Raw genomic sequence first — 21237 nt, 5'->3', positions numbered from 1 at the left:
GGAATCTAAAATCTGAGAAGGGGATTTAGCCACGGATCCAATCTGATCAATTCGGATTTTCATGGCTTTGTTCGATTTATCAGATTTTATCCGATCTTATCCGTGGCTGATTGAGGTTTTGGGAGTTTATCTTTGGGACTCAACACAAAACGCCCCCGGCTGTCGAGCCGGGGGCGTTTTCGTGGGTGAGGAGTGGATTGGACGGGTTACTCGACGATCAGCCGCGCGACCTGGTCGCGGTCCATGGGGGCGACGCTGATGGTCCATTCCCGCTCGCCCTGCTGCAGCAGGATCTCCACCTGCGGTTCGTTCTGCCCCTTGCCGTAGGAGGCGAGGATGGCGCCGGCGGTGGCCAGGTCGGCCGCATCGGGGGTGCCGCTGATCAGCCCGGCGGGGCCGGAGAAGTTGGCGGCGCGCAGCAGGGTGTCCCCCGGGCGGGCCAGGTTCTTGATCGCCTCGTTGTCGCTCTGGTTGCGCCCCAGGGCCAGCTTGGCGTGATCGGAGAGGCGGAACTGGCGGCCGACCTTGAGGATCTGCACGTCGGTGACGGTGGCCTCGGGCTGGTGCTCGAAGAGATCGCGCAGCCGCCCGGAGAAGGATTTTTCGGTCAGCAGGCAGCCGCCCCCCGAGGAGGGGTACTCCTCCAGGCCCCATTCTCTGGCCAGGGCCTCCTGGCGGCGCCGGGAGCGCCCCTGGATGTCGAGCAGTTGTTCCCGGTCGACCAGCCCCTGCTCCTCCATGGGGGTGATGGGGAGCAGCCGGGCCGAGAGCGGGCGCAGGATGCGCTCGGGGTGCCCCGAGTACTTGGCCACCGTCTTCAGGGCGGTCAGGTTCTGGCTCATCGGCCGCTGGCCGAGCACCTCGCCGGAGAAGAGAAAATCGAACCCTTCGCTGGCCATGATCTCGCCAGCGAGGCGAAACATCATGGCGTGGCAGTCGATGCAGGGGTTCATGTTCTTGCCGTAGCCGTAGCGCGGGTTCTTGACCATCTCCAGGTGGATGTCGCCGATGTCGCTGACGATCAGCGGGATGTCCATCTGGGCGGCGGCTTTTTCGGCCTTTTTCGAACCGAAGAAGGGGGTGACGAAGGAGATGCAGGTGACATCGACCCCCTGGCGCTTGAGGGTAAGGGCCGCCAGGCTGCTGTCCAGTCCGCCCGAGAGAAGCCCCAGTGCTTTACTCATTATTGACCTCCGAAAATCTTTACTTGCTGAACGAACAATTAAATAGCCTAGCATAAAGGCTGCGTTCGACTCAATCCGGTTTTGGCGGGAAACAGCTGAGGGGCTGTAAAGCCTCGGGCCGCGTCGGCTCCGACCGATTGGACGGATGGGACTGATCCGTCGAATCTTTGTTCGTGGCAGTTGGCCACTTTGTTTACCACGAAGTTCACGAAGAGCACGAAGAAAAGAATAGAGATCTCAAAGGGTTTTGACTCTTCTTCGTGATTTTCGTGTCCTTCAGCGAGCCTGGCGAGCGGGTGGTGCGTATTCCTCTCCGCAAATTGGGCTTTGCCCGGCGGTCTGTCAAATAACAGGGCCCCTTCTGTTGCGGGACGGGGTCGCGCTCACCGTCGCAAAACAAAAGTCTCCTGAAATTCCAACAGGCTCCAGCGTCTACCGCAGGCCCGGCCAGGGCTGGGCCCTCTTCTTGCATCATTCTGCTGCGTTCCACACATCCCTCGCAGGAGCTCTCTTTATGGCCAAGATCGATGCTCTTTTCAAGATGATGAAGCAGCAGGGCGCCAGCGACCTGCACATCTCCAGCGGCGCTCCGCCCATCTTCCGCCTGCACGGGGAGATGCAACCGCTCAACTACCCGCCGCTCAGCAACGAGCAGGCCAAGGCCCTGCTGTTCGAGATGCTCGACCAGGAACAGCGCGCCGAGTTCGACCAGACCAGCGACCTGGACTTCGCCTACGCCATCCCCGGGCTGGCCCGTTTCCGCGGCAACATGCTGCAGACTCACCGCGGCATCGCGGCGGTGTTCCGGATGATCCCGAGCAAGATCCTCTCGGCCGACGAACTCGGCCTCTCCGAAGGGATCCGCAAGCTGACCCGGCTGAAAAAGGGGCTGGTGCTGGTCACCGGGCCCACCGGCAGCGGCAAGTCGACGACCCTGGCGGCGATGATCGACCTGATCAACTCGACCCGCAAGGAGCACATCCTGACCCTCGAGGATCCGCTGGAGTTCATCCACGAGAACAAGATGAGCCTGCTCAACCAGCGCCAGGTCGGCCAGCACACTCTATCCTTCGCCAGTGCCCTCAAGGCGGCGCTGCGCGAGGACCCCGACGTCATCCTGGTCGGCGAGATGCGCGACCTCGAGACCATCTCCCTGGCGATGAGCGCCGCCGAGACCGGCCACCTCGTCTACGGCACCCTGCACACCAACTCGGCCCCGAAGACCGTCGACCGGATCATCGACGTCTTCCCCAAGGACGCCCAGGAGCAGGTGCGCACCATGCTCGGCGAAAGCCTCAAGGGGGTCATCTGCCAGCAGCTGATGAAGACCGCCGACGGCAAAGGGCGCATCGCCGCCCACGAGATCCTGATCGGCAATTCAGCGATCGCCAACCTGATCCGCGAGGGAAAGACCTTCCAGATCCCCTCGATCATGCAGACCGCCAAGGGCGAGGGGATGCAGCTGATGGACCAGCGGATCATGGAACTGCTCAAGGAGAAGAAGATCACCCCGGAAGAGGCGCACCGCTGCGCGGTGGAGAAACGCACCTTCGAGCAGTTTCTCAACAACAAGCAGGCGGCGTAGGGGCCGTGACTCGGGAAGGACCGTGACTCGTGACTCGGGAAAGGCCGTGATTGGTGACTGGTTGCGAGTCACGAATCACGAGTCACGAATTACGAATCACGAGTCACGGATTTCAAGTTACGAATCAGAAGAGACCCGGGGCTTGCCGCGGGGCGGGCAGTGGTGGTAAATTAATTCAACTGCCATCGGCGAGGATTTCCCTGCCGGAACCCGAGGAGCCGCATTGAAAGACAGCTTCGGTCGAACCATAGATTATCTGCGCCTGTCGGTCACCGACCGCTGCAACCTGCGCTGCCGCTACTGCATGCCCGACGAGGGGGTCCCCTCGCTGCAGCATGGCGAGGTGCTCTCCTACGAGGAGCTGCTGCGGGTCGCGGCGGCGGCGGGGCGGCTCGGGGTGCGCAAGATCCGGGTGACCGGCGGCGAGCCGCTGGTGCGCAAGGGGATTGTCGGCTTCATCCGCCAGCTCTCCGAGCTGCCGTCCAGGCCCGAACTCACCCTGACCACCAACGGCCTGCAGCTTGCGGAGTTGGCCGGGCCGCTCAAGGAGGCCGGGCTCGACCGGGTCAACGTCAGCCTCGACACCCTGCGCGAGGAGCGCTTCGTCGCCATCACCCGCCGCGAAGGGCTGCAGCGGGTGCTGGCCGGGCTCGAGGCCGCCGAGGCGGCGGGCCTCACCCCCCTCAAGGTCAACATGGTGCCGATCCGCGGGGTGAACGCCGACGAGATCGTCGATTTCGCCCGCCTGACCCTCAAGCGCGGCTGGGAGGTGCGCTTCATCGAATTCATGCCCGTCGCCGGCGAGCTCGATTACACCCCCGAAAACCGTTTCCCCGCCCAGGCCATCATGGAGGAGCTCTCCCGGCTCGGCATGCTGCTGCCGATCCACCGCCAGGGGCCGGCCGGCCCCGCCAAGCTGTTCCGCTACCCCGAGGGGAAGGGGCGGCTGGGGGTGATCCCGGCGGTTTCCAACCATTTCTGCGGCGATTGCAACCGCCTGCGGGTGACCGCCGACGGCAAGATCCGCCCCTGCCTGTTCTGTTCCGACGAGATCGACCTGCGCCAGGTGCTGCGCGGCAGCGGCGCCGATGCCGAGCTTGAGGAGCTGCTGCGGTTCGCCGCGGGGGTCAAGCCCGAGCGGCATCACATGGATGATCCCGGCTTCAAGCAGGAAGGGCGCAAGATGCAGGGGATCGGGGGGTAGGGCCTGGAGGCGTGAGGAGTGAGGAGTGAGGAGTGAGGAGTGAGGAGTGAGGAGTGAGGAGTGAGGAGTGAGGAGTGAGGAGTTGGCTGCAACTTCGAAGCTCGAACATAATTTTCGCAAAAGGGGCGCGGTTTGGACCGCGCCCCTTTTGCGTTATCAGGGCTTGATGTGGCAGCGGGCGCAGTTGCCCTCGGTGCCGAAGGCGCGTTTGCCGTTGTGGCAGACGCCGCAGAGGCGGCCGGCATAGATCTCGGCCATGGTGACCTTGACCGTCCCCTGCTTCATCTTGGGGAACATCTCGTCGTTGTGGCACTCCTTGCACTTGGCCCCGGCCTCCTGGTGGACCTTGCCGTCGAAGACCACCTTGCCCAGGGGGCTGTCGTTGAATTCGAGCACCCGCCCCGGCGGGACGGCCAGGACCACCCCGCTGATGACCAGGGTGCCGATCAGTGCCAGTAAGCCTGCCTTGAACTTCATTGCTGGAACCTCCTCGAAAAATTGCTGCAGAAAATGGACAAAACGTCCGAAGAGTATAGCGTGCGGCGTCTGAAAAGCAATTTCTCGCGGCCTCGGTTCGGAATTTGCATTTTCCCGGGACAGAGATTTTTTCGGAAAAGGAACAGTGATGACGATCAAACCGATTGCGGGGCAGGCGGTCCCTCCGGTGGCGACGAAGAAGGCTGATCGGTCGGCGGAGCCTTCGGACAGCCGGGGCTTCGCCGGGCTGCTTGACGCGGTGCAGAGGCAGGATGCGGGGCGCCAGGCTGCCGCCGTGGCCCGCCTGGCGCAACTGCAGATGGTGCGCGGGCTGGTCGATTATGACGAGGACGGACCGGGCCTGCTGGACGGTATGGCCAGCCCTCTGCCGCTGCTTTCCGGGCTCTACGGCAACAGTCAGCAGATTGACACACCGCTGGTGCCGCAGCCGGGGAGCGGTGCCCTGCCCGGGCCGGTCAATTCGGCCGAGGACCCCGACAAGGCCGCCCCCTTCTCGGTGGCGGGGATCATCGAGCGGGCCGCCGGGCGCTACGGCGTCGACCCCGCCCTGGTCAAGGCGGTGGTGCGGGCCGAGAGCAGCTTCGACCCCGAGGCGGTGTCGCCGGTGGGGGCCGAGGGGCTCATGCAGCTGATGCCGGGGACCGCCAGGGACCTGGGCGTGACCGACAGCCTCGACCCCGAGCAGAACGTCATGGGGGGGACGCGCTACCTCCGGCAGATGCTCGACAAGTACGACGGTGATCTCGACAGGGCCCTGGCCGCCTACAACTGGGGGCCGGGCAACGTGGACCGCAAGGGGATTGACGTGCTGCCGCGGGAGACCAGCGATTACCTGGTGAAGGTGAAGAGGTTTTACGAGGAGTACCAGGGGTAGGAAAAGGCGGTGACTGGTGACCCGTGACTGGTGACTGGTGAGGTTCGTGGTCCAACCACCCTAGGCTGGGAAAATGCGAAGGGAGAGCCAAATTCGGCTCTCCCTTTTTAATGGACCTTCAAATCAAAAGCAAGACCCGGGGGACGCGGCCCCCGACGCCGCCCAACCCTTTGCTCGCCCAAAGGGTTGGATCCCAAAGGGCGCCCCCGTTGAACCCGCCTGCTGACGCAGGTGCCCTCCGCTACGCAGATGTTTCGGGGCCGTTCACATGCGCTTCGCTTAAGCTCACGGCTGTTTCCCGAAACCTCCACTTCGCTGCGGCGGGTTCAAAGGGGGGGGCAAGAGCCAACCCTTGGCGTGTTTTGCTAATCCTCCGGCAGCGCCTCGGCCAGCAGTTCGAGGATGTGTACCGCGCGGGCCTTGCCGTGGGCGTGGTTGACGCTGTCCTGCAGCTGCATGATGCAGCCGGGGCAGTCGGTGGCGACCAGCTCGGCGCCGCTGTCGGCGATGCTGGCGGCCTTCTTGGCGCCGATCTGCTTGCTGGTCTCGTAGTGGTAGACCGAGTAGGTGCCGCCCAGGCCGCAGCAGGTACCGGCGTTGGCCATCTCGACGAACTCCACCTGGGGCAGGGCGGCGAGGATCTGCCGCGGTTCCTTGGTGATGCCGCGGGTGCGCAGGTGGCAGGGGTCGTGGTAGGTGACTTTTTTGCGCTGCTGCGCCTTGGGCAGGGCGGCCAGCTTTTCCACCAGGCCGTGCTCGGCGAGAAAGACGAAGATGTCCTTGGTCTTTTTCGCCAGCGACTCGTATTCCTCGCCCAGCTCCGCGTAGATCTTGCCGACGCCGGCGTTGCAGGAGGCGCAGGCGGTGACCACGAAATCGGCCTTCTGCCGGGTGAGGGCCTGGAGGTTCTGCGCGGCGAGCTGCTCCACGGTCTGCTCGGCGCCGGCGCTGACCGCCGGCAGGCCGCAGCAGGCCTGGTCCTTGGGGATGAGCACGGTCACCCCGAGGAACCTGAGGGCCTTGACAAACGCCTCGCCCACCGCCGGGTACATGTAGTTGATGCCGCAGCCGGTGAAAAAGGCCACCGTCGGCATCCCCTCCCTGCCGGGGATCAGCTCCGGCACGGTCTCGCGGAAAGGCTTGGCGGCGATCGGCGGCAGGGTGCGCTCGGCATCCAGGTAGGGGGCCGGAAAGCGCAGGCGCAGCCCGCTGTTCTCCGGCAGTTTCTTGAACAGCAGCGAAGAGAGGGCGCCGCCGGTCTTGGCCAGGGCGTTCATCAGCTTCGGCCGCCCCAGCACCGCCGCCACCCCCTTGCCGAAGCTGGTGAGGCCCTTTTCGCCGGCGATGCGCCGGCGCGCCGCGGCGACGATCTCCTCGGTGGGCACCTTGTTCGGGCACTGGGCGCAGCAGCTGCCGCACAGCAGGCACTGGCTGAAGTCCTCGAGCACCTTGGCCTCGAGGTCGACCTCCCCCTCGAGCAGCGCGTGGGCCAGCGCCACCTTGCCGCGGGCGACCCGCCCCTCGTGCTTCTCGGCGCCGAACACCGGGCAGTGGGCCCGGCAGGCGCCGCACTTGACGCACTGTTCGATCTCTTCGCGGTAGTCTTCGAGTTTTTTCATAAGGGCCTATAGCTCACCACGAAGTCACGAAGAACACGAAGGGTTGAAGTCCAAAAAACCAAAGCCTTTGGTCTTGAAAGCCTTTCTTCGTGCCCTTCGTGTGCTTCGTGGTGGATAATTCCTTTAATTGTCCAGGAAAATCTTCCCCGGATTGAGAATGTTGTTGGGGTCGAGCGCCTTCTTGATCGCCTTCATGTAGGCGGCGCTCTGCTCGGTGATCTCCAGGGGGATGTAGGGGGCCTTGGCGATGCCGACGCCGTGCTCGCCGCTCATGGTGCCGCCTAGGGCCAGCGCCCCTTTGAAGACCTCTTCGATGGCCTTCTCCGCCTTCTCCAGCTCGCCCTCGACCTTCTTGTCGATCATGATGTTGACGTGGATGTTGCCGTCGCCGGCGTGGCCGAAGTTGACGATGGGGATGGCGTACTTCTCGGCGATGGCGTCGATCCGGCGGATCATCTCCGGCACCTTGGAGCGCGGCACGCAGATGTCCTCGTTGAACTTGTCGGGGTTGACCTTGCGCAGACTGGCCGAGACCGAGCGGCGAATCTGCCAGAGCGCCTCGCTCTCGGCGGGGGTCTCGGCGATGCGCGTCTCCACCACGCCCAGCGGCGCGATGATCTCGGCGATCCGCCTGGCCTGCTTGTCGAGGAACTCGCGGTCGCCGTCCACCTCGATGATCAGCACCGCGCGGGCCGCCTCGGGCACCTGCAGGCTGGTCGCCTGGCGCACGCAGTCGATGGTGCGCCCGTCCATGAACTCGAGGGTGGTGGGAATGATCTTATGGGCGATGATCGCCGAGACCGCCTGGGCGGCGCCGTCGATGGAGTCGAAGAGCACCAGCATGGTCTTTTTCGCCTCGGGCAGCGGCAGCAGCTTGATGACGATGCGGCTGATGATCCCCAGGGTCCCTTCCGAGCCGCACATCAGCTTGGTCAGGTCGTAGCCGACCACCCCCTTCATGGTCGGGCCGCCGGTGGTGATCACATCGCCGGTGGGGGTGACCACCTCGAGGCCGAGGATGTAGTCCTTGGTCACGCCGTACTTGACGCAGCGCGGGCCGCCGGCGCACTCGGCGACGTTGCCGCCGAGGGTCGAGAACTTGAGCGAGGCCGGGTCGGGGGGGTAGAACAGCCCGACCTTCTCCACCGCCTGCTGGAAGGCCTCGGTGACCACCCCGGGCTGGACCACCGCCACCAGGTTCTCCTGGTCGATCTCGAGGATCTGGTCCATGCGCTCGGTGGTCAGCACAATGCCGCCCTTGGTCGGCAGCGAGCCGCCGGTGAAGCCGCTCCCCGCCCCGCGGGGGAAGACCGGAATCCGCTCGGCGTTGGCCAGCTGCATGATCCGGCTGATCTCCTCGGTGGAGCCGGGGTGGACCACCACGCCGGGGAGGAATTTTTGTTGGGTGGCGTCGTAGCTGTAGCAGATCAGGTCGGCCTTTTCGGTGGAGACGTTCTTGTCGCCGACGATCTCTTCGAGGGCTTTTATGATGCGGGGTTCGAGCATTTAATCCTCGTAATAGGTAATGGGTAATAGGTGATTGGTTAAAGGCAAAGACTATAGAAAAGAGGATTTTACCCTTTACGCATCACGAATTACGGATTACGGGAAGTACAGTGCCCCCATCCGGGATCACCACGGTGCGCGGCCGGGGGGGCAGCTTTTCATACGCCATTTCCAGGGCCTGGTCAAGGTCGGCGGCCTTTTCCATCCCCATGCGGGCAGTTTCCACCTCGCCCAGTTCGCTGACCAGGATCACCCGGAAGCGGCGCGCCTTGCTGAGGGTGGCGTGGGCGGTCTGGCCGTTGATCTCGTAGCGCTGGCGCAGGGCCTGCTCGAATTCGTCGAGGTCCTGGTACTGGAACCAGTCGAAGAAGGTCGGGTTGCCGAAGCCGTCGGGGCAGGCGGCGAGCAAGATGAGCGTCCCGCCGTCGCGCAGGGCGCCCACCCCGTAATCGAGGGCCTTGTGCGACTGGATGAAGTTGATGTCCTTGGGCGCCCCGCCGCAGGAGACGACCGCCAGGTCGGCGGGCTCTTCCAGCGGTACCGTGTAGAGGGCGCGGGCCTGGGAGCAGGCCGCCAGGTGCGCCTGCTCCAGCTCGCCGCAGTAGACGCCGAGGATCTCCTTGTGCGGCGAGAGCACCGTGTTGAGCAGAAAATCGGGTTCGAGCATGCGCGCCGCCTGCAGCAGGTTGGCGTGCACGGGGTTGCCGTCGAGGATGCCGGGGCGGGCCTGCTCGCTCTTGCCGCCGATCTCCGGCGGGTTGAACACGGCGAAGTGGGTCGCCATGCAGGTCTCGCGCGAGGCCACCCCGGGGACCAGCCCCTTGCGGCCGCCGCCGAAACCGGCGAAGTAGTGGTAGCCGGCGGTGCCGGTGACGATCACCCGGTCGGCCTCGGCGACCCGCTTGTTGACCGAAACCGGGATGCCGCCCTCGGTATCGCCCAGGTAGACCAGCTCGGCGGGGTTGTCGCACTCGTGGTCGAACACGGCGATGCGCCCGTACAGTGGGCCGAGGATCTTGCGGTGCTCGGTTTCGCTCTGCTTGCGGTGGATGCCCAGGGCGACGACGATCGCCATGTCGGCCTCGGCCACCCCGGCGGCAGTCAGCCGCTCGACGAGGATCGGCAGGTAGATCTCGCTGCCGGTGTAGCGGGTGATGTCCGAGGTGACGATGACCACCTTCTCCCCGGGACGGACGATCTGCTCCAGGCGCGGGCTGCCGATAGGCTTGTCGAGGGCGGCGCGGATCAGCGGCCCGGGGTCCCCCGCCGGCGGGACGTCGGCGGTCAGGACCCTGGCGTCGGTAGCGGGGCAGGCGAAAGAGCGGGAACCGTACTTGAGCTCGATGGTGGACAAGGCAGATCTCGCAGGTTGTTTGGCCAGAAAACGGCAATTAGCCACGGATAAGGTCGGATAAAATCTGATACATCAAAGGCATGGCCTTTTGACAGTGATGGCATTCAGGGCTTTCGATCCGAACCCCAAAAGGCTTTTAAATCAGATTTGATCAGATTTGATCCGTGGCCAGAGGTTTTTTTCCAAGTCTAGAAATCATACGGATTTTGCCGGGCAAACGCAAGCCGCCGCGCTTCAGCTGCCGCGGGTCCGGGCGGGCCTCCACCGGTCCGCCGCCAGCCCTGCCAGCAAAGCCAGGGCGGAAACCGCCAGGCCGAGAAACAGCGGCGGAACCGTCTGCCAGTGGAGAAGGCCGGCGGCGATCACCGCCGAGGGCGCCAGGATGATGGAGAGCGTCCCGCCGCGGGCCGAGGTGCGTTCCCGGAGAAAGACCGCGGCCAGCAGCGGCAGGCAGATGGTGGCGCCGCGCAGCCCCATGGAGAGAAAGCTCCACTGCATGATCACCGACCCGAGGTTGAACAGCAGCAGCCCCAGGGCCAGCAGCAGCGCTCCCAGGGTGGTCAGGCGCAGCCACGCCAGGCGCCTTTCCGGGCCCGGAACCCAGCGGGCCAGCACGTCGGACTGCAGGGTGGTGCCCACGCCGAGGGCCAGCCCGGCCGCGGTCCCCACGGCGGCGAACAGCAGGGTGGCAAAGGCCGGGCCGGCCAGGGGGGCGGGGAGCTGCTCGAGCAGAAACGCCGGCAGGGCCTGGGCGCTGTCCAGCCCGGGCCGATGCAGGCGCATGTAGAGGCCGACCGCGACCCCCAGCAGGCCCAGCGGCGGGATCAGCACGGCGCTGAGCAGGGCGCCGCCGCGGGCTTCGCGCGCGCTTTTGGCGCTGAAGATCGCCTGCAGGTAGATCTGGGTGGAGACCACCCCCACCAGCATCGACAGCAGGTCCGAAACCCCCTCGCGCACCCCGTAGCCGAAGAGGCTGAACCAGGGCTCGGCGGGGAAGGCCGCGCTCAGACCCGACCAGCCGCCGGCCTCGGCGAAGGCGATCCAGCCGGCCCCGGCCATGGTGGCGTAGAGCAGCAGCAGCTTGAGCAGGCCCAGCGGCCCGGCGCTGCGCATCCCTCCGCCCAGGGCCACCAGCGCCACCAGCAGGGCGGAGATCAGCGAGGCGCTGAGCCGCGAGAGCCCGAAGAGGCTGGCCAGCAGGGCCGAGCAGGCCAGCAGCTGGGCGACGATGTGGATGAACATGCCGAGCGCCGAAAACAGGCTGGCCCCGACCCGGGCCCGGCTGCCGTGATAGCGGCTGATGAACTGGGGGACGGTTTCGACCTCCCCCTCGCGCAGGGGGACGGCCAGGAACAGGGCCAGCAGCAGGCAGGCGATGCCGGCGCCGAGGGTGAACCACCAGGCCGAGAGGCCGAAGAGGAAGGCCAGCTGCACGGTGCCGATGGTCGAGGCGCCGCCGACCAGGGTCCCCATGATGGCGCCGGCCACGTTCCAGCTGCCCGCCTGGCGGCCGGCGACGGAGAAATCGTCGGCCGAGCGGGCCCGGCCGGCCACGGCGAACAGGGCCATCGCCCCCAGGGTAACGACAAAGGTGGAGAGAAAGAGGAGGTCGTGCGCCACGGCAGGTCCCTGTCGGAGTGGTTAGTCGAGCGGCATCACCAGCGGCAAGTATCCAGGAGTCAGACTCCAGAATCCAGGAGAAAAACCTGGACCAAGAAAAACCTCCCTTGGCTTCGCAGTTAACGAATCACCAGTCACGAGTCACGAGTCACGGCCCCTCAAATCGCCCGAACCATGCCGCCGTCGACCAGCAGCGCGCTGCCGGTGACATAGGAGCTGGCCTCCGAGGCCAGAAAAGCCACCACCCTGGCGAACTCCTCCGGGGTGCCGTAGCGCCCCAGGGGGATGCGCCCCCGCGACTCGGCTTCGACCTGTTCGACGGGGACGCCGAGTCGCTCGGCCCGGCCGCGGTCGAGCTCGGCGGTGCGGTCGGTGGCGATGCGCCCCGGGGCGACGGTGTTGACCAGGATGTTGTAGGGGGCAAGCTCCTCGGCCAGGGTCTTGCCCAGCCCCAGGATCCCCAGGCGGAAGGTGTTGGAGAGGATCAGCCCGGGGATCGGCTGGCGGATGGAGGAGGAGGCGATATTGATGATGCGCCCGCCGCTCTGCTTGAGGTCGGGGAGCACCTTGCGGATCATGCGGATGTAGTTCAGCAGCGTCGCCTCGAAGGCGCTCTGCCATTGATCGTCGGAAAGCTGGACGAATTCCCCCGCCGGCGGGCCGCCCGAGTTGTTGACCAGAATGTCGATCTTGCCCAGGGTGGCCCGGGTCACCTGGACCAGGTGGCAGATATCCCCGGCGACGGCCAGGTCCGCGCAGTGGGACTCGACCCTGCCGGGGGCGAGGGCGGAGATTTCCCGGGCGGCGCTGCTCAGGGCCTGCCGGTCGCGCCCGGTGAGCATGACGTGACACCCCTCGGCCGCCAATTGGGTGGCGACCGCTTTGCCGAGCCCCTTGCTCGAGGCCGCCACCAGGGCGACCTTGCCTTGCAGGTTGAGGTCCATTTTCCCCCCTAAGACATTAAGCCTAAAAACGTATTATAGCCACGGATAGGTTCGGATAAAATCTGATAAATCAAAGACATGGGCTTTCTTCAGGGGTTAATCGTTTGGTTTTTTGGTCTGGGTTCTTTTTTTCTTTGAAGATCAGACTTAATCAGATTTGATCCGTGGCCAAATGCTTGGTTCGGGGTTAAAGGTTTGCTCCCAAGCTCAAAGCTGCAGCGGGGCGCCGAGATCCACCCCCGGCAGCAGCTGCTGCAGCAGTTGGTCGAGCTGGGCGGCTGCATGGGGGTTGAGCCCTCCGCCGGGGTGGCGCACCTTGCCCCCGGCGATCAGGCCGCGCCGGCGCAGGATCTCCTTGCGCACCGCGACGCCGGGCTGCTGCTCGAAGACGATCAGCGGCAGAAAGCGCCGGTAGAGCTGGTCGGCCTGCTCGGGCCGGCCCCCGGCCATGGCGCGCACCATGGCCTGCAGCACCTCGGGGAAGGCGAAGCCGGTCATGAACCCGTCGCTGCCGGCCTGCAGGTCGAAGATCCCGTAGAGGGCGCCGAGCCCGGTGAGGATCGGCACCCGGCGCTCTCCCAGCCCTTCGATCAGGGCGCGGATCTTCGGCGCCGTCGGCACCGCCTCCTCCTTGAAACAGGCCACCCGGGGGATCTCCCGGGCCAGCCTCACCAGCAGCGGCGCCGCCATGTGCACCCCGGTGGAGGCCGGGTGGTCCTGGACCACGATGGGCAGCTCCATCCCGTCGGCCACCCGGGCGAAGTATTCGAAGATCCGCTCCTCGCTGGGGACCGGCTCCTGGGCCGGGGTCAGCATTACCGCGTCGGCGCCCAGGCGCTCGGCCATGCGGCTCAGCTCCAGCGCCGCCCGGGTGCCGCGATGGCTGGCGCCGACCACCACCGGCAGGCGCCCGTCGGCGGCGGCCACGGCGGTTTCGATGGCCGCCTGGCGCTCGGCGTCGGTCATGCGGTTGGCCTCGCCGAGCACGCCGAGGATGGTGACCCCGTTTACCCCCAGGCGCGCCATGAAGCGGATCAGCCGGGCGAAGGAGTCGAGGTCGAGGTTTTCGTTGTCATCGAAGGGGGTGGCGAGGATCGGGAACACCCCGGTGAATCTGGTGGTCTTGGTCATGAAGGTGCACTCCTTCAGATTTGCTGGTCCCAAAAGCCCCCAAAGGGCAATTGGCCACGGATAAGAGCGGATAAAATCTGATAAATCAAAGAACCAGGCTTTTGAAAATGATTAGATTTTGAAAATCCGATTTGATCCGTGGCCAAATGGTTTTTAAATGTAGGGGCAGGCCTGCGTGCCTGCCCTGGGCGGCCACAGGGGGCCGCCCCTACGACAATCAGGTCAAGCCGCCGCGCTCTGCCTGCCCCCGCCCAGCTTCTGCACCGCCGCCAACGCCAAAAACAGGCCGAAACCGGCGGCGTTGGTGAGGTAGCCCGGCCAGAACATCAGCACCGTGACCACGCCGAAGCCGATGCGCAGCGGCCAGTTTACCTCGCGGAAGAAAAACCCTTCCGAGAGAATGGCGAAGGAGAACAGCCCGACCATCCCCGAGGCGGTCGCCTCGGCCACCAGCCACAGCGGGCCCTCGAAGAGGATCGGCGTGTAGCAGAACAGCAGCGGGATCAGGTACAGCCCCTTGGCCAGTTTCCAGGCTTCCATGCCGGTCTGCAGCGGCTTGCTGCCGGCGATGCCCGCGGCGGTGTAGGCGGCCAGGCAGACCGGCGGGGTGACGTTGGCGTCCTGGCTGTACCAGAAGATCAGCATGTGGGCGGCAACCAGGCTGACCCCCATCATCTGCATGGCCGGCGCCACCAGCACCGCCAGCACGATGTAGGAGGCGGTCACCGGCAGGCCCATGCCGAGGATCAGCGAGGCCAGCGCCACCAGCAGGATCATCACGAACAGGTGGCCGCCGGAGAGGTCCATGGCGATGATCGAAAACGTGGTCCCCATGCCGGTCATCAGCACCACGCCGACGATGATCCCGGCGCAGAGCAGCACCACCGCGGTGGAGACCATGTTCTTGGCGCCGAGAAACAGCGCCTCGGCCACGTCGGCGAGCCCCATGCGGCTCTCCTTGCGCAGCCAGCTGGCCGCGACCACGGCAAGGGTGGCGATGGAGGCCGAGTAGGTCGGGGTGTAGCCGTACATCAGCAGGCCGATCAGCAACCCGATGGGGATCAGGAAATGCCACCCCTCGCGCAGCACCTCGCGGGCGCGGGGGATCTCCTCGTCCTTCGGCGGAGTCAGGCCGCGGCGCCGGGCGCGCAGGTGGACGAAAAAGATCACCGAGGAGAAGTACATGATCGCCGGGATGGTGGCGATGCCGATGATCTTCAGGTAGGGGATCTGGGTCCACTCGGCCATGATGAAGGCGCCGGCGCCCATGATCGGCGGCATCAGCTGGCCGCCGGTGGAGGCGGCCGCTTCGACGGCCGCGGCGAAGTGGGGCCGGAAGCCGGTGCGCTTCATCAGCGGGATGGTCAGCGAGCCGGTGCCCACGGTGTTGGCCACGGCGCTCCCCGAGATGCTCCCCATCAGGCCGCTGGCCACCACCGCCATCTTGGCCGGGCCGCCCACGGTGCGGCCCATCAGCGACATGGCCAGTTTCAGCACAAAATCGCCCGCTCCCGACTTGAGCAAGAAGGCGCCGAAGAGGATGAAGAGAAAGACGTAGGTCGAGCTGATGCTGGCGATGGTGCCGAAGATGCCGTCCGGGGCGAAATACATCCGGTAGAACAGCCGCTCGATGGTCACCCCGCGAAACTGCAGCAGGCCGCTGAAATGCTTGCCGAGAAAGGTCACGTAGCTGAGGAAGAAGATCGCCAGAAAGGGGATCAGCAGCCCGGTGCAGCGGCGGGTCAGCTCGATCAGCAGGACGATGGCCAGGCCGGCGAAGATCAGGTCGCGCAGGATCGGCACCTCGTTGCGGGCGTGCAGGGCGTCCTCGAAGAAGATCAGGTAGAAGCCGGCCACCAGCCCGAGCAGGGCGAGCAGAAAATCGATGGGCAGGGTCTGGTCGGGCTTTTTCTTCGACAGGGGGTAGAAGACGAAGCCGAGCAGCAGCACGAAGGCGTAGTGCACGGCGTTGCGCTGGATCTCGGAGATCACCCCGAAGGTGTTGAACCAGATGTGCGCCAGCGACATGAGGACGCCGACCACGAACACGAACTTCGCGGGGAAGGCGGTCAGCTTGCGCTGTACGGCGAGGGCCTCGCCCTGGTCGGATTCAAGTTTGTCGTCCTGCGGTCGGGTCCCTTTGGCTTCCGTCATACTGCGACCTTCCCCCGTTTGGGTAAATTGTGTGTTTGAGCCGGTGGGGCGTGAGGTGTGAGGTGTGAGGCGGCAAGTTCGAACAAAGCCAGTGCTTTGCTTTTGCTCCTCACCCCTCACTCCTCACGCACTTCTGTTCCAGGTTACTTCTTGGGCAGAAGCTTCTCGGGGATCTTGACCCCGGCTTCCTGGTAGTACTTCACGGCGCCGGGGTGCAGGGGCATCGGCATGCCGCCGATGGCCTTTTCCAGGGCCATGGCCTTGGTGGCGCCGTGGATGTTGTTGAGGAAGGGGAGGTTCTCGTAGATGGTCTTGGTGATCTTGTAGACCGTCTCCTCGTCCAACTCGCTGGAGGCGACCAGCAGGTTGGGCTGGGCGATGGTGTTGATCGGCTTCTTCTGCCCGGGGTAGGTGTCCGGGGGGATCACGAAGCGGGTCCACAGCTCGACGTCGCCGTTGATGGCGGCGAGCTGCTCGTCGGTGAAGTCGAGCACGGTCCCCTTGTCGCCGAGCATGGCGTACATCTGGGTGATGGCCGAAACCGGAACCCCGGCGGGGATGTTACCCCCGGCGATGCGCCCGTCCTGCATGGCGTCCACCGAAGGGTTGTAGCCGAGGTACTCGGTGGTGAAGTCCTTGTCCGGCTCGATCCCCAGGGCGCCGAGGATCACCCGGCCCGAGCCCTCGGTGCCGCTGCCGCGCTTGCCGATGGAGAATTTCTCGTTCAGCCCCTTGAGGTCGGCGGCGGTGCCGGTCTTGGCGTACTTGGAGAGCAGGGCGAAGTGCTCCACGTTCTGCCAGAGCATGGTGATGCCGGCCATCTTCTGCATCGGGTCGCCGGCGTAGGAGCCCTTGCCGTGGTAGGCTTCGGCGCCGTAGAGCCCCTGCAGGATGGCCAGGTCGCATTCGTTGTTCTTGAGCATCTGCACGTTCTCGCCGGAGCCGGCCGAGTTGATGGCGGTGGCGGTGATGCCGTCGCTGGAGGCGAGCTTGACGCTGATCAGGGTGCCGATGGCCACCCCGACCGGGTAGTAGGTGCCGCCGGTGGTGGCGGTGGCGATGATCAGCGACTTGGCCGCCTGCACCGGCGTTTGCGCCGCCACCAGCAGGGTCGCGGCGAGGGCCAGGGTGAGAAGCTTGCTTGCGAGGGATTTCAGCATGTTTTTCCTCCTCTGGAAATTGAAAAGCCGTTTTGTTTATCTGGTAAACAGCAATAGCAGTGCCAGAATGCCAAGGGCCCGTTTTTGCTGGGGATGATTCAGCCAGGGGCGGCCGGCTGGAGCGGAAGGCGCTCATCTTCGAGCGGAAGGCGCTCGGGAGGGGTTGCGGCCGCGTCGGATCCGACAGATCGGTCCGATCCGACTGATCAGACGCGGCCGCAAAGGAGTTTTCGCCCAGCCCTACCTGACGATGGTATCCGCGATGACCAGCAGGGAGAGGGGGATCTGCACGCCGAGGCGGCGGGCGGTCTGCATGTTGACCGCGACCATGAAGAAATCGAGGGAGCGGCTGGGGATGGCGGTGGGGGCGGTCCCCTCGAGGGCCTCCAGGGCGTTGAGGGCGGCCAGCCGGCCGATGCGGTATTCGTCGGGGACCAGGCCGAGCAGGGCCCCCTTGCGGGTCACCAGGCTCATGTCGGCGGCCAGGGAGGGGAGCCCGGCCTGGTGGACCTGCTCGAGCAGGCGCTGGCCGAGGCGCTCGAGCAGCGGGTCGCGGGTCAGGTAGATCGCCTCCAGCCCGCGGCGGCGCTGCAGGGGGAGGTCAGCGGCCTGCTGGGGAGCGGTCACCGGGAATTTCTCCAGGGCAAAGCCGAGAAACGGCTGCAGCCTCTCCAACTCGCGCAGCTGCTGGCGCGAGTCGGGGTTGCCGGGGTTGTAGACCACCCCGAGCCGGGTGAAGGGGACGATCTGCTTGAGGGCCTTGAGCTGGTTGAGCACCGGGACCCGGTTGCTGATCCCGGTGGCGTTGTTCTCCGAGGATTCCCAGCTGGCGATCAGCCCGGCGTCGACGGGATCCTGGACCATGGTGAAGACCACCGGGACTTCCCGCACCCTCGCGAGCAGCGGGGCCGCGGCCGCAGTCCCGGAGACGTAGTAGAGGTCGTGGCGCCGCTGCAGGGCCGTCTCCAGGTAGTGGCTGAGCAGCGTTTGGTCCCCGGCGGCGTTGTAGACGTAGAAGCGGGCATCGGGATGGTGCTTCTGCACCCCGTCGCGAAACCCGCTCTCCACGGCCCCGTCGGGCTGCCATTCGAACATGGCGATGCTCGGATAGGGCTCGGCGGCCCGCCCGGCCGCGGCCCCGAGCAGCAGCGCGGCCGCGGCCAGCAGGCAGAACCGGCGCAGGGGCCGCTCAGGGCTCATCCTCATCCTCCCCGCCCAGGCCGAGCTTCTGCAGCTTGCGCTTGAAGGCATGGCGGCTGATCCCCAGCCGTTCGGCGGCCAGCCCCTTTTTCCCCAGCGCCTCTTCGAGCGCGGCCAAAACCAGCTGCCGCTCCACCCCCAGCAGGTGCTCGTCGATGTGGAAGGCGCCGGCCATCGGCGGCCCGCCCTCGCCGGCGCGGATCTCCGCCGGCAGCTGCTCGACGGGGATCACTTCGCTGGGGCAGAGGATGACCAGCCGCTCGACGATGTTCTTCAGCTCGCGGATATTGCCCGGCCAGCGATAGGCCAGAAAGGCCTTCTCCGCCGCCGGGGCCAGCCGCTTGACCGGCCGGCCGAGGCGCCGCGAGAAATGGGCGAGAAAGTGCCCGGCCAGGGCCAGGGTGTCGCTGCCGCGCTCGCGCAGCGGCGGCAGGTGGACCGGGATGACGTTGAGCCGGTAGAAGAGGTCCTCGCGGAAGCGCCCCTGGCGCACCAGCTCGCGCAGGTCGCGGTTGGTGGCGGCGACGATGCGGGCGCCCACCTGGATGTCGGTGGTGCCGCCGAGCCGGCGGAAGCTGCGTTTTTCCAGAAAACGCAGCAGCTTGGCCTGCAGGTGCGGGGGCATCTCGCCGATCTCGTCGAGAAACAGGGTGCCCTGGCCCGCCAGTTCGAACAGCCCCTTTTTGCGCTGCTGGGCGTCGGTGAAGGCGCCCTTTTCGAAGCCGAACAGCTCGCTCTCCAGCAGGTTCTCCGGGATCGCCGCGCAGTTGAGCTCGACAAAGGGGTGCGCGCTCCGCTCGCTGAGCCGGTGCAGGGCCCCGGCCACCAGCTCCTTGCCGGTGCCGCTCTCGCCGGTGATCAGCACCGCGCTGTCGCCGGCCGCGGCCACCAGGCGCACCTTGCGAAACACCTCCTGCATCGCCGGGCAGTTGCCCACCATCTCCTCCAGCCCCTCGGCGGGATGGCGGCGTTCGCGCAGAAAGGTCACCTCTTCGCGCAGCTTCTGCTGCTCCAGCGCCTTGCCGACCAGCAGCAGGATCTCCTGCAGCTCGAAGGGCTTGTTGAGGTAGTGAAAGGCCCCCCGCTTGACCGCATCGACCACCGTGGCGGTGTCGCCGTGGGCGGTCATCATGATGACCATCGCCTCGGGCTGGGTGCGGCGCACCTCGCTGAGCACCTCCAGGCCGCTCATGTCGGGCAGGCGCAAATCGAGCAGCATGACGTCGGGCGGGTTTTCCGCGGCCAGCCGCAGGGCGTCGCGGCCGCTCAGGGCCACGCCCACCTGGTGCCCCTCGTCGCGAAACAGCATGCCGAGGGACTGGGCCAGCACCTTTTCATCGTCGGCGATCAGAATGGTTGCCATCAGGAGGCTCCCTCCGGGGCGCAGGCGGCAAAGCGCAGTTCGAAGACCGTCCCCCCGCCGGGGGTGCTCTGCAGCTGCCAGGTGATGCCGTTTTCGGTCATCAGCGAGTGGACGACGGAAAGCCCCAGGCCGGTGCCGCTGGCCCGGGTGGTGAAGAAGGGGTCGAAGATGCGGTCCTGGTGCTCTTCGGCGATGCCGCAGCCGGTGTCCGCCACCACTGCCAGCACCGCGGCATCCTCCTGGCGCAGGCTCATCCGCAGGCGCCCGCCCCCCTTCATGGCCTGGGCGGCGTTGAGCGCCAGGTTGAGGAAAATCTGCTGGGCCTGGTCGGCATCCACCAGCACCGGCGGAGTGGCCGGAAGATCGGCCTGCACCTCGATCCCCTCCTGCTGCAGCGACTTGCCGATCATCTCCAGAACCCGCTCCAGCACCTGCTCCAGGCGCACCGGGCGGGGGGCGGCCTCCTTGGGCCGGGCAAAGTCGAGCAGCTGCCGGACCATCTTGTCGAGCCGGTCGATCTCCTCGTTGATCCCCCCGGCCAGCTGCGCCACCTCCCCGGAGATGGCCTTGCGCTGCATGAGCTGGGCGCAGCTCTTCATTCCCGCCAGGGGGTTGCGCACCTCGTGGGCCACCCCGGCGGCGAGGATCCCCAGGGAGGCCAGCCGGTCGACCTGGCGGATCTGCTTCTCGCGGGCCTTGATCTTGCGGGCCATGGCGTTGAACTCCTCGCCGAGCCGGCGCAGTTCGCCTTCGCCGCGGATCTCGATGCGGTAATCGAGGTCCCCCTCGCTGAAGGCCTGGGCGCCGTGCATCAATTGGGTGATGGGGTTGGTGATGCGGCGGACGAAGAACAGGGTGGTGAGCAGGGCCAGGGCGGCGATGCTCAGGGCGAAGGAGAGGCTCTTGCCCTTGAGCCGCAGGATGTCGCCGAACAGCACCTTTTCAGGCAGGGTCAGGCCAAGGGTCCAGTGCAGCTCGGGGACTTCGGCGAGAAACACCTTGGCGCCGGCCGCCTCGGCGATGAGCACCTCTTCCTCCGCGGCGGGGCGGCCGGCGAGCAGCGGCCCGGGGTCGAAGTCCGGGTTCCCCCGCAGCAGCGGCCTTTGCAGCTGATGATCGAAGACGAACCCCTGGCCGCCGGAGGAGGGGGCCAGCTCTTCCACGTAGCGGGTCAGGGCCTCGAGGCGGATGTAGAAGGCCAGCAGGCCGACGGGGTGGGTGGCCTGTTCGAAATCGTAGACCCGCTTGGTGAAGATCACCAGCGGCCCCTCGGGGTGATCGGCGATCACCCCGGAGGTGTAGGTGTCGACCAGGCCGGCCAGCTTCAGCCGCGAGCGGTCGATGCGCCCGGCCACCGACTCCTCCCGGTCCTCGGGGAGGCTGAGGATGACCTCGCCGTCCAGGGAGATCAGGCTGATCCGCGAGTAGAGGTCGTTCTGGCTCTGGTATTTTTTGAGCTTGAACAGCACCGTCTCCAGGCGCTGCCCGAAGCTGAACTGCAGGAACGAGAGCTGAATGAAGGGGAAGCCCGAGAGCAGGTCGAGGTCCTTGCGGATTTCGTGGACCTTCTGGCTGGTCTGGCTGGCGGTCTTGGCGGTCAGGTTGGAGAGCTGGCGGTTGGTCAGGTTCTCCAGGGAATCGGCGGCCGCGTTGAAGGAGTGGTAGGAGATGACCAGCAGGGGGAGCAGGCCGAACAGCAGGTAGATGAAGATGAACTTTTTGCGGATGCCTCGGAAAAAACGCATGAGCTGCTTCCCGTGCCCGAGCGCCGCGGCGCGAATTCACGTGGAGTGCTGCGAGGTGCCGGAAGGTGTCGTTGACACCCCGACCCCGAGAGCATA

Annotated in this window: 16 protein-coding genes; 3 read left to right on the top strand and 13 right to left on the bottom strand. The window is 65.9% G+C overall.

Translation table 11 applies throughout. The annotated features are described in order from the left end of the window. Positions 1-206 precede the first annotated feature (206 nt). The gene (locus DESUT3_RS18995; protein WP_221250067.1) at positions 207-1184 is read right to left on the bottom strand and encodes a thiamine biosynthesis protein; all 978 of its coding nucleotides are present in this window, start codon (positions 1182-1184) and stop codon (positions 207-209) included. Positions 1185-1698: 514 nt separating this feature from the next. On the opposite strand from DESUT3_RS18995, the gene DESUT3_RS18990 reads away from it, so the two are divergent. After that, positions 1699-2769, top strand: a complete 1071-nt coding sequence (locus tag DESUT3_RS18990) for a type IV pilus twitching motility protein PilT (RefSeq protein ID WP_221250066.1) — start codon at positions 1699-1701, stop codon at positions 2767-2769. Positions 2770-2992: 223 nt separating this feature from the next. Next, a complete protein-coding gene (gene moaA, locus DESUT3_RS18985; RefSeq protein WP_221250065.1) occupies positions 2993-3973 on the top strand; it encodes a GTP 3',8-cyclase MoaA in 981 nt (326 codons plus the stop codon). 156 nt (positions 3974-4129) lie between these two features. Here the strand turns inward: moaA and DESUT3_RS18980 are convergent, their stop codons facing one another. Then, positions 4130-4450 carry a cytochrome c3 family protein gene (locus DESUT3_RS18980; RefSeq protein ID WP_221250064.1) on the bottom strand — a complete coding sequence of 107 codons (321 nt, stop codon included), beginning with the start codon at positions 4448-4450 and terminating at the stop codon, positions 4130-4132. Positions 4451-4598: 148 nt separating this feature from the next. On the opposite strand from DESUT3_RS18980, the gene DESUT3_RS18975 reads away from it, so the two are divergent. Continuing rightward, a complete protein-coding gene (locus tag DESUT3_RS18975) occupies positions 4599-5345 on the top strand; it encodes a lytic transglycosylase domain-containing protein (RefSeq protein WP_221250063.1) in 747 nt (248 codons plus the stop codon). A 365-nt stretch (positions 5346-5710) separates the two neighbouring features. Here DESUT3_RS18975 and DESUT3_RS18970 read toward each other — a convergent pair whose 3' ends face one another. From DESUT3_RS18970 to DESUT3_RS18920, 11 genes are all read right to left on the bottom strand, one after another. Continuing rightward, a complete protein-coding gene (locus tag DESUT3_RS18970) occupies positions 5711-6964 on the bottom strand; it encodes a (Fe-S)-binding protein (protein WP_221250062.1) in 1254 nt (417 codons plus the stop codon). A 123-nt stretch (positions 6965-7087) separates the two neighbouring features. Further along, positions 7088-8470, bottom strand: a complete 1383-nt coding sequence (locus DESUT3_RS18965) for an FAD-binding oxidoreductase (protein WP_221250061.1) — start codon at positions 8468-8470, stop codon at positions 7088-7090. Positions 8471-8552: 82 nt separating this feature from the next. Next, entirely contained in the window at positions 8553-9824 is a 1272-nt protein-coding gene (gene larA, locus DESUT3_RS18960) for a nickel-dependent lactate racemase (RefSeq protein WP_225911566.1), read from the bottom strand. Positions 9825-10058: 234 nt separating this feature from the next. Then, complete coding sequence (locus tag DESUT3_RS18955) at positions 10059-11444, bottom strand: sodium:solute symporter family protein (protein ID WP_225911565.1); 1386 nt, start codon at positions 11442-11444, stop codon at positions 10059-10061. Between the two features lie 158 nt (positions 11445-11602). Beyond that, complete coding sequence (locus tag DESUT3_RS18950; RefSeq protein WP_221250060.1) at positions 11603-12388, bottom strand: SDR family oxidoreductase; 786 nt, start codon at positions 12386-12388, stop codon at positions 11603-11605. Positions 12389-12595: 207 nt separating this feature from the next. After that, the gene (locus DESUT3_RS18945; protein WP_221250059.1) at positions 12596-13519 is read right to left on the bottom strand and encodes a dihydrodipicolinate synthase family protein; all 924 of its coding nucleotides are present in this window, start codon (positions 13517-13519) and stop codon (positions 12596-12598) included. 222 nt (positions 13520-13741) lie between these two features. Further along, positions 13742-15673, bottom strand: coding sequence for a TRAP transporter permease (locus DESUT3_RS18940; RefSeq protein WP_221250058.1), 1932 nt, complete (start codon positions 15671-15673; stop codon positions 13742-13744). A gap of 143 nt (positions 15674-15816) precedes the next feature. Then, positions 15817-16833 (bottom strand): TAXI family TRAP transporter solute-binding subunit, encoded by a 1017-nt coding sequence (locus DESUT3_RS18935; protein ID WP_221250057.1) that lies wholly within the window; start codon positions 16831-16833, stop codon positions 15817-15819. Positions 16834-17073: 240 nt separating this feature from the next. Then, entirely contained in the window at positions 17074-18033 is a 960-nt protein-coding gene (locus DESUT3_RS18930; protein WP_221250056.1) for an ABC transporter substrate-binding protein, read from the bottom strand. Continuing rightward, positions 18023-19396, bottom strand: coding sequence for a sigma-54-dependent transcriptional regulator (locus DESUT3_RS18925; protein WP_221250055.1), 1374 nt, complete (start codon positions 19394-19396; stop codon positions 18023-18025). Before DESUT3_RS18925 ends, DESUT3_RS18930 begins: the two co-directional genes overlap by 11 nt. Then, positions 19396-21141, bottom strand: a complete 1746-nt coding sequence (locus DESUT3_RS18920) for a sensor histidine kinase (protein ID WP_221250054.1) — start codon at positions 21139-21141, stop codon at positions 19396-19398. Before DESUT3_RS18920 ends, DESUT3_RS18925 begins: the two co-directional genes overlap by 1 nt. Positions 21142-21237 lie beyond the last annotated feature (96 nt).

The organism is Desulfuromonas versatilis (genome assembly GCF_019704135.1).
Taxonomy (GTDB): domain Bacteria; phylum Desulfobacterota; class Desulfuromonadia; order Desulfuromonadales; family NIT-T3; genus Desulfuromonas_A; species Desulfuromonas_A versatilis.
The sequence above is the reverse complement of the archived record's forward strand: the minus strand, read 5'-3'. Positions and strand labels throughout refer to the sequence as shown.

Coding starts and splice junctions, on each gene's coding strand:
- DESUT3_RS18965 (WP_221250061.1), bottom strand. CDS start 8,470: ATGCTCGAACCCCGCATCATAAAAGCCCTCGAAGAGATCGTCGGCGAC.
- DESUT3_RS18920 (WP_221250054.1), bottom strand. CDS start 21,141: ATGCGTTTTTTCCGAGGCATCCGCAAAAAGTTCATCTTCATCTACCTG.
- DESUT3_RS18940 (WP_221250058.1), bottom strand. CDS start 15,673: ATGACGGAAGCCAAAGGGACCCGACCGCAGGACGACAAACTTGAATCC.
- DESUT3_RS18980 (WP_221250064.1), bottom strand. CDS start 4,450: ATGAAGTTCAAGGCAGGCTTACTGGCACTGATCGGCACCCTGGTCATC.
- DESUT3_RS18995 (WP_221250067.1), bottom strand. CDS start 1,184: ATGAGTAAAGCACTGGGGCTTCTCTCGGGCGGACTGGACAGCAGCCTG.
- DESUT3_RS18945 (WP_221250059.1), bottom strand. CDS start 13,519: ATGACCAAGACCACCAGATTCACCGGGGTGTTCCCGATCCTCGCCACC.
- DESUT3_RS18930 (WP_221250056.1), bottom strand. CDS start 18,033: ATGAGCCCTGAGCGGCCCCTGCGCCGGTTCTGCCTGCTGGCCGCGGCC.
- DESUT3_RS18990 (WP_221250066.1), top strand. CDS start 1,699: ATGGCCAAGATCGATGCTCTTTTCAAGATGATGAAGCAGCAGGGCGCC.
- DESUT3_RS18935 (WP_221250057.1), bottom strand. CDS start 16,833: ATGCTGAAATCCCTCGCAAGCAAGCTTCTCACCCTGGCCCTCGCCGCG.
- DESUT3_RS18975 (WP_221250063.1), top strand. CDS start 4,599: ATGACGATCAAACCGATTGCGGGGCAGGCGGTCCCTCCGGTGGCGACG.
- DESUT3_RS18970 (WP_221250062.1), bottom strand. CDS start 6,964: ATGAAAAAACTCGAAGACTACCGCGAAGAGATCGAACAGTGCGTCAAG.
- DESUT3_RS18925 (WP_221250055.1), bottom strand. CDS start 19,396: ATGGCAACCATTCTGATCGCCGACGATGAAAAGGTGCTGGCCCAGTCC.
- DESUT3_RS18950 (WP_221250060.1), bottom strand. CDS start 12,388: ATGGACCTCAACCTGCAAGGCAAGGTCGCCCTGGTGGCGGCCTCGAGC.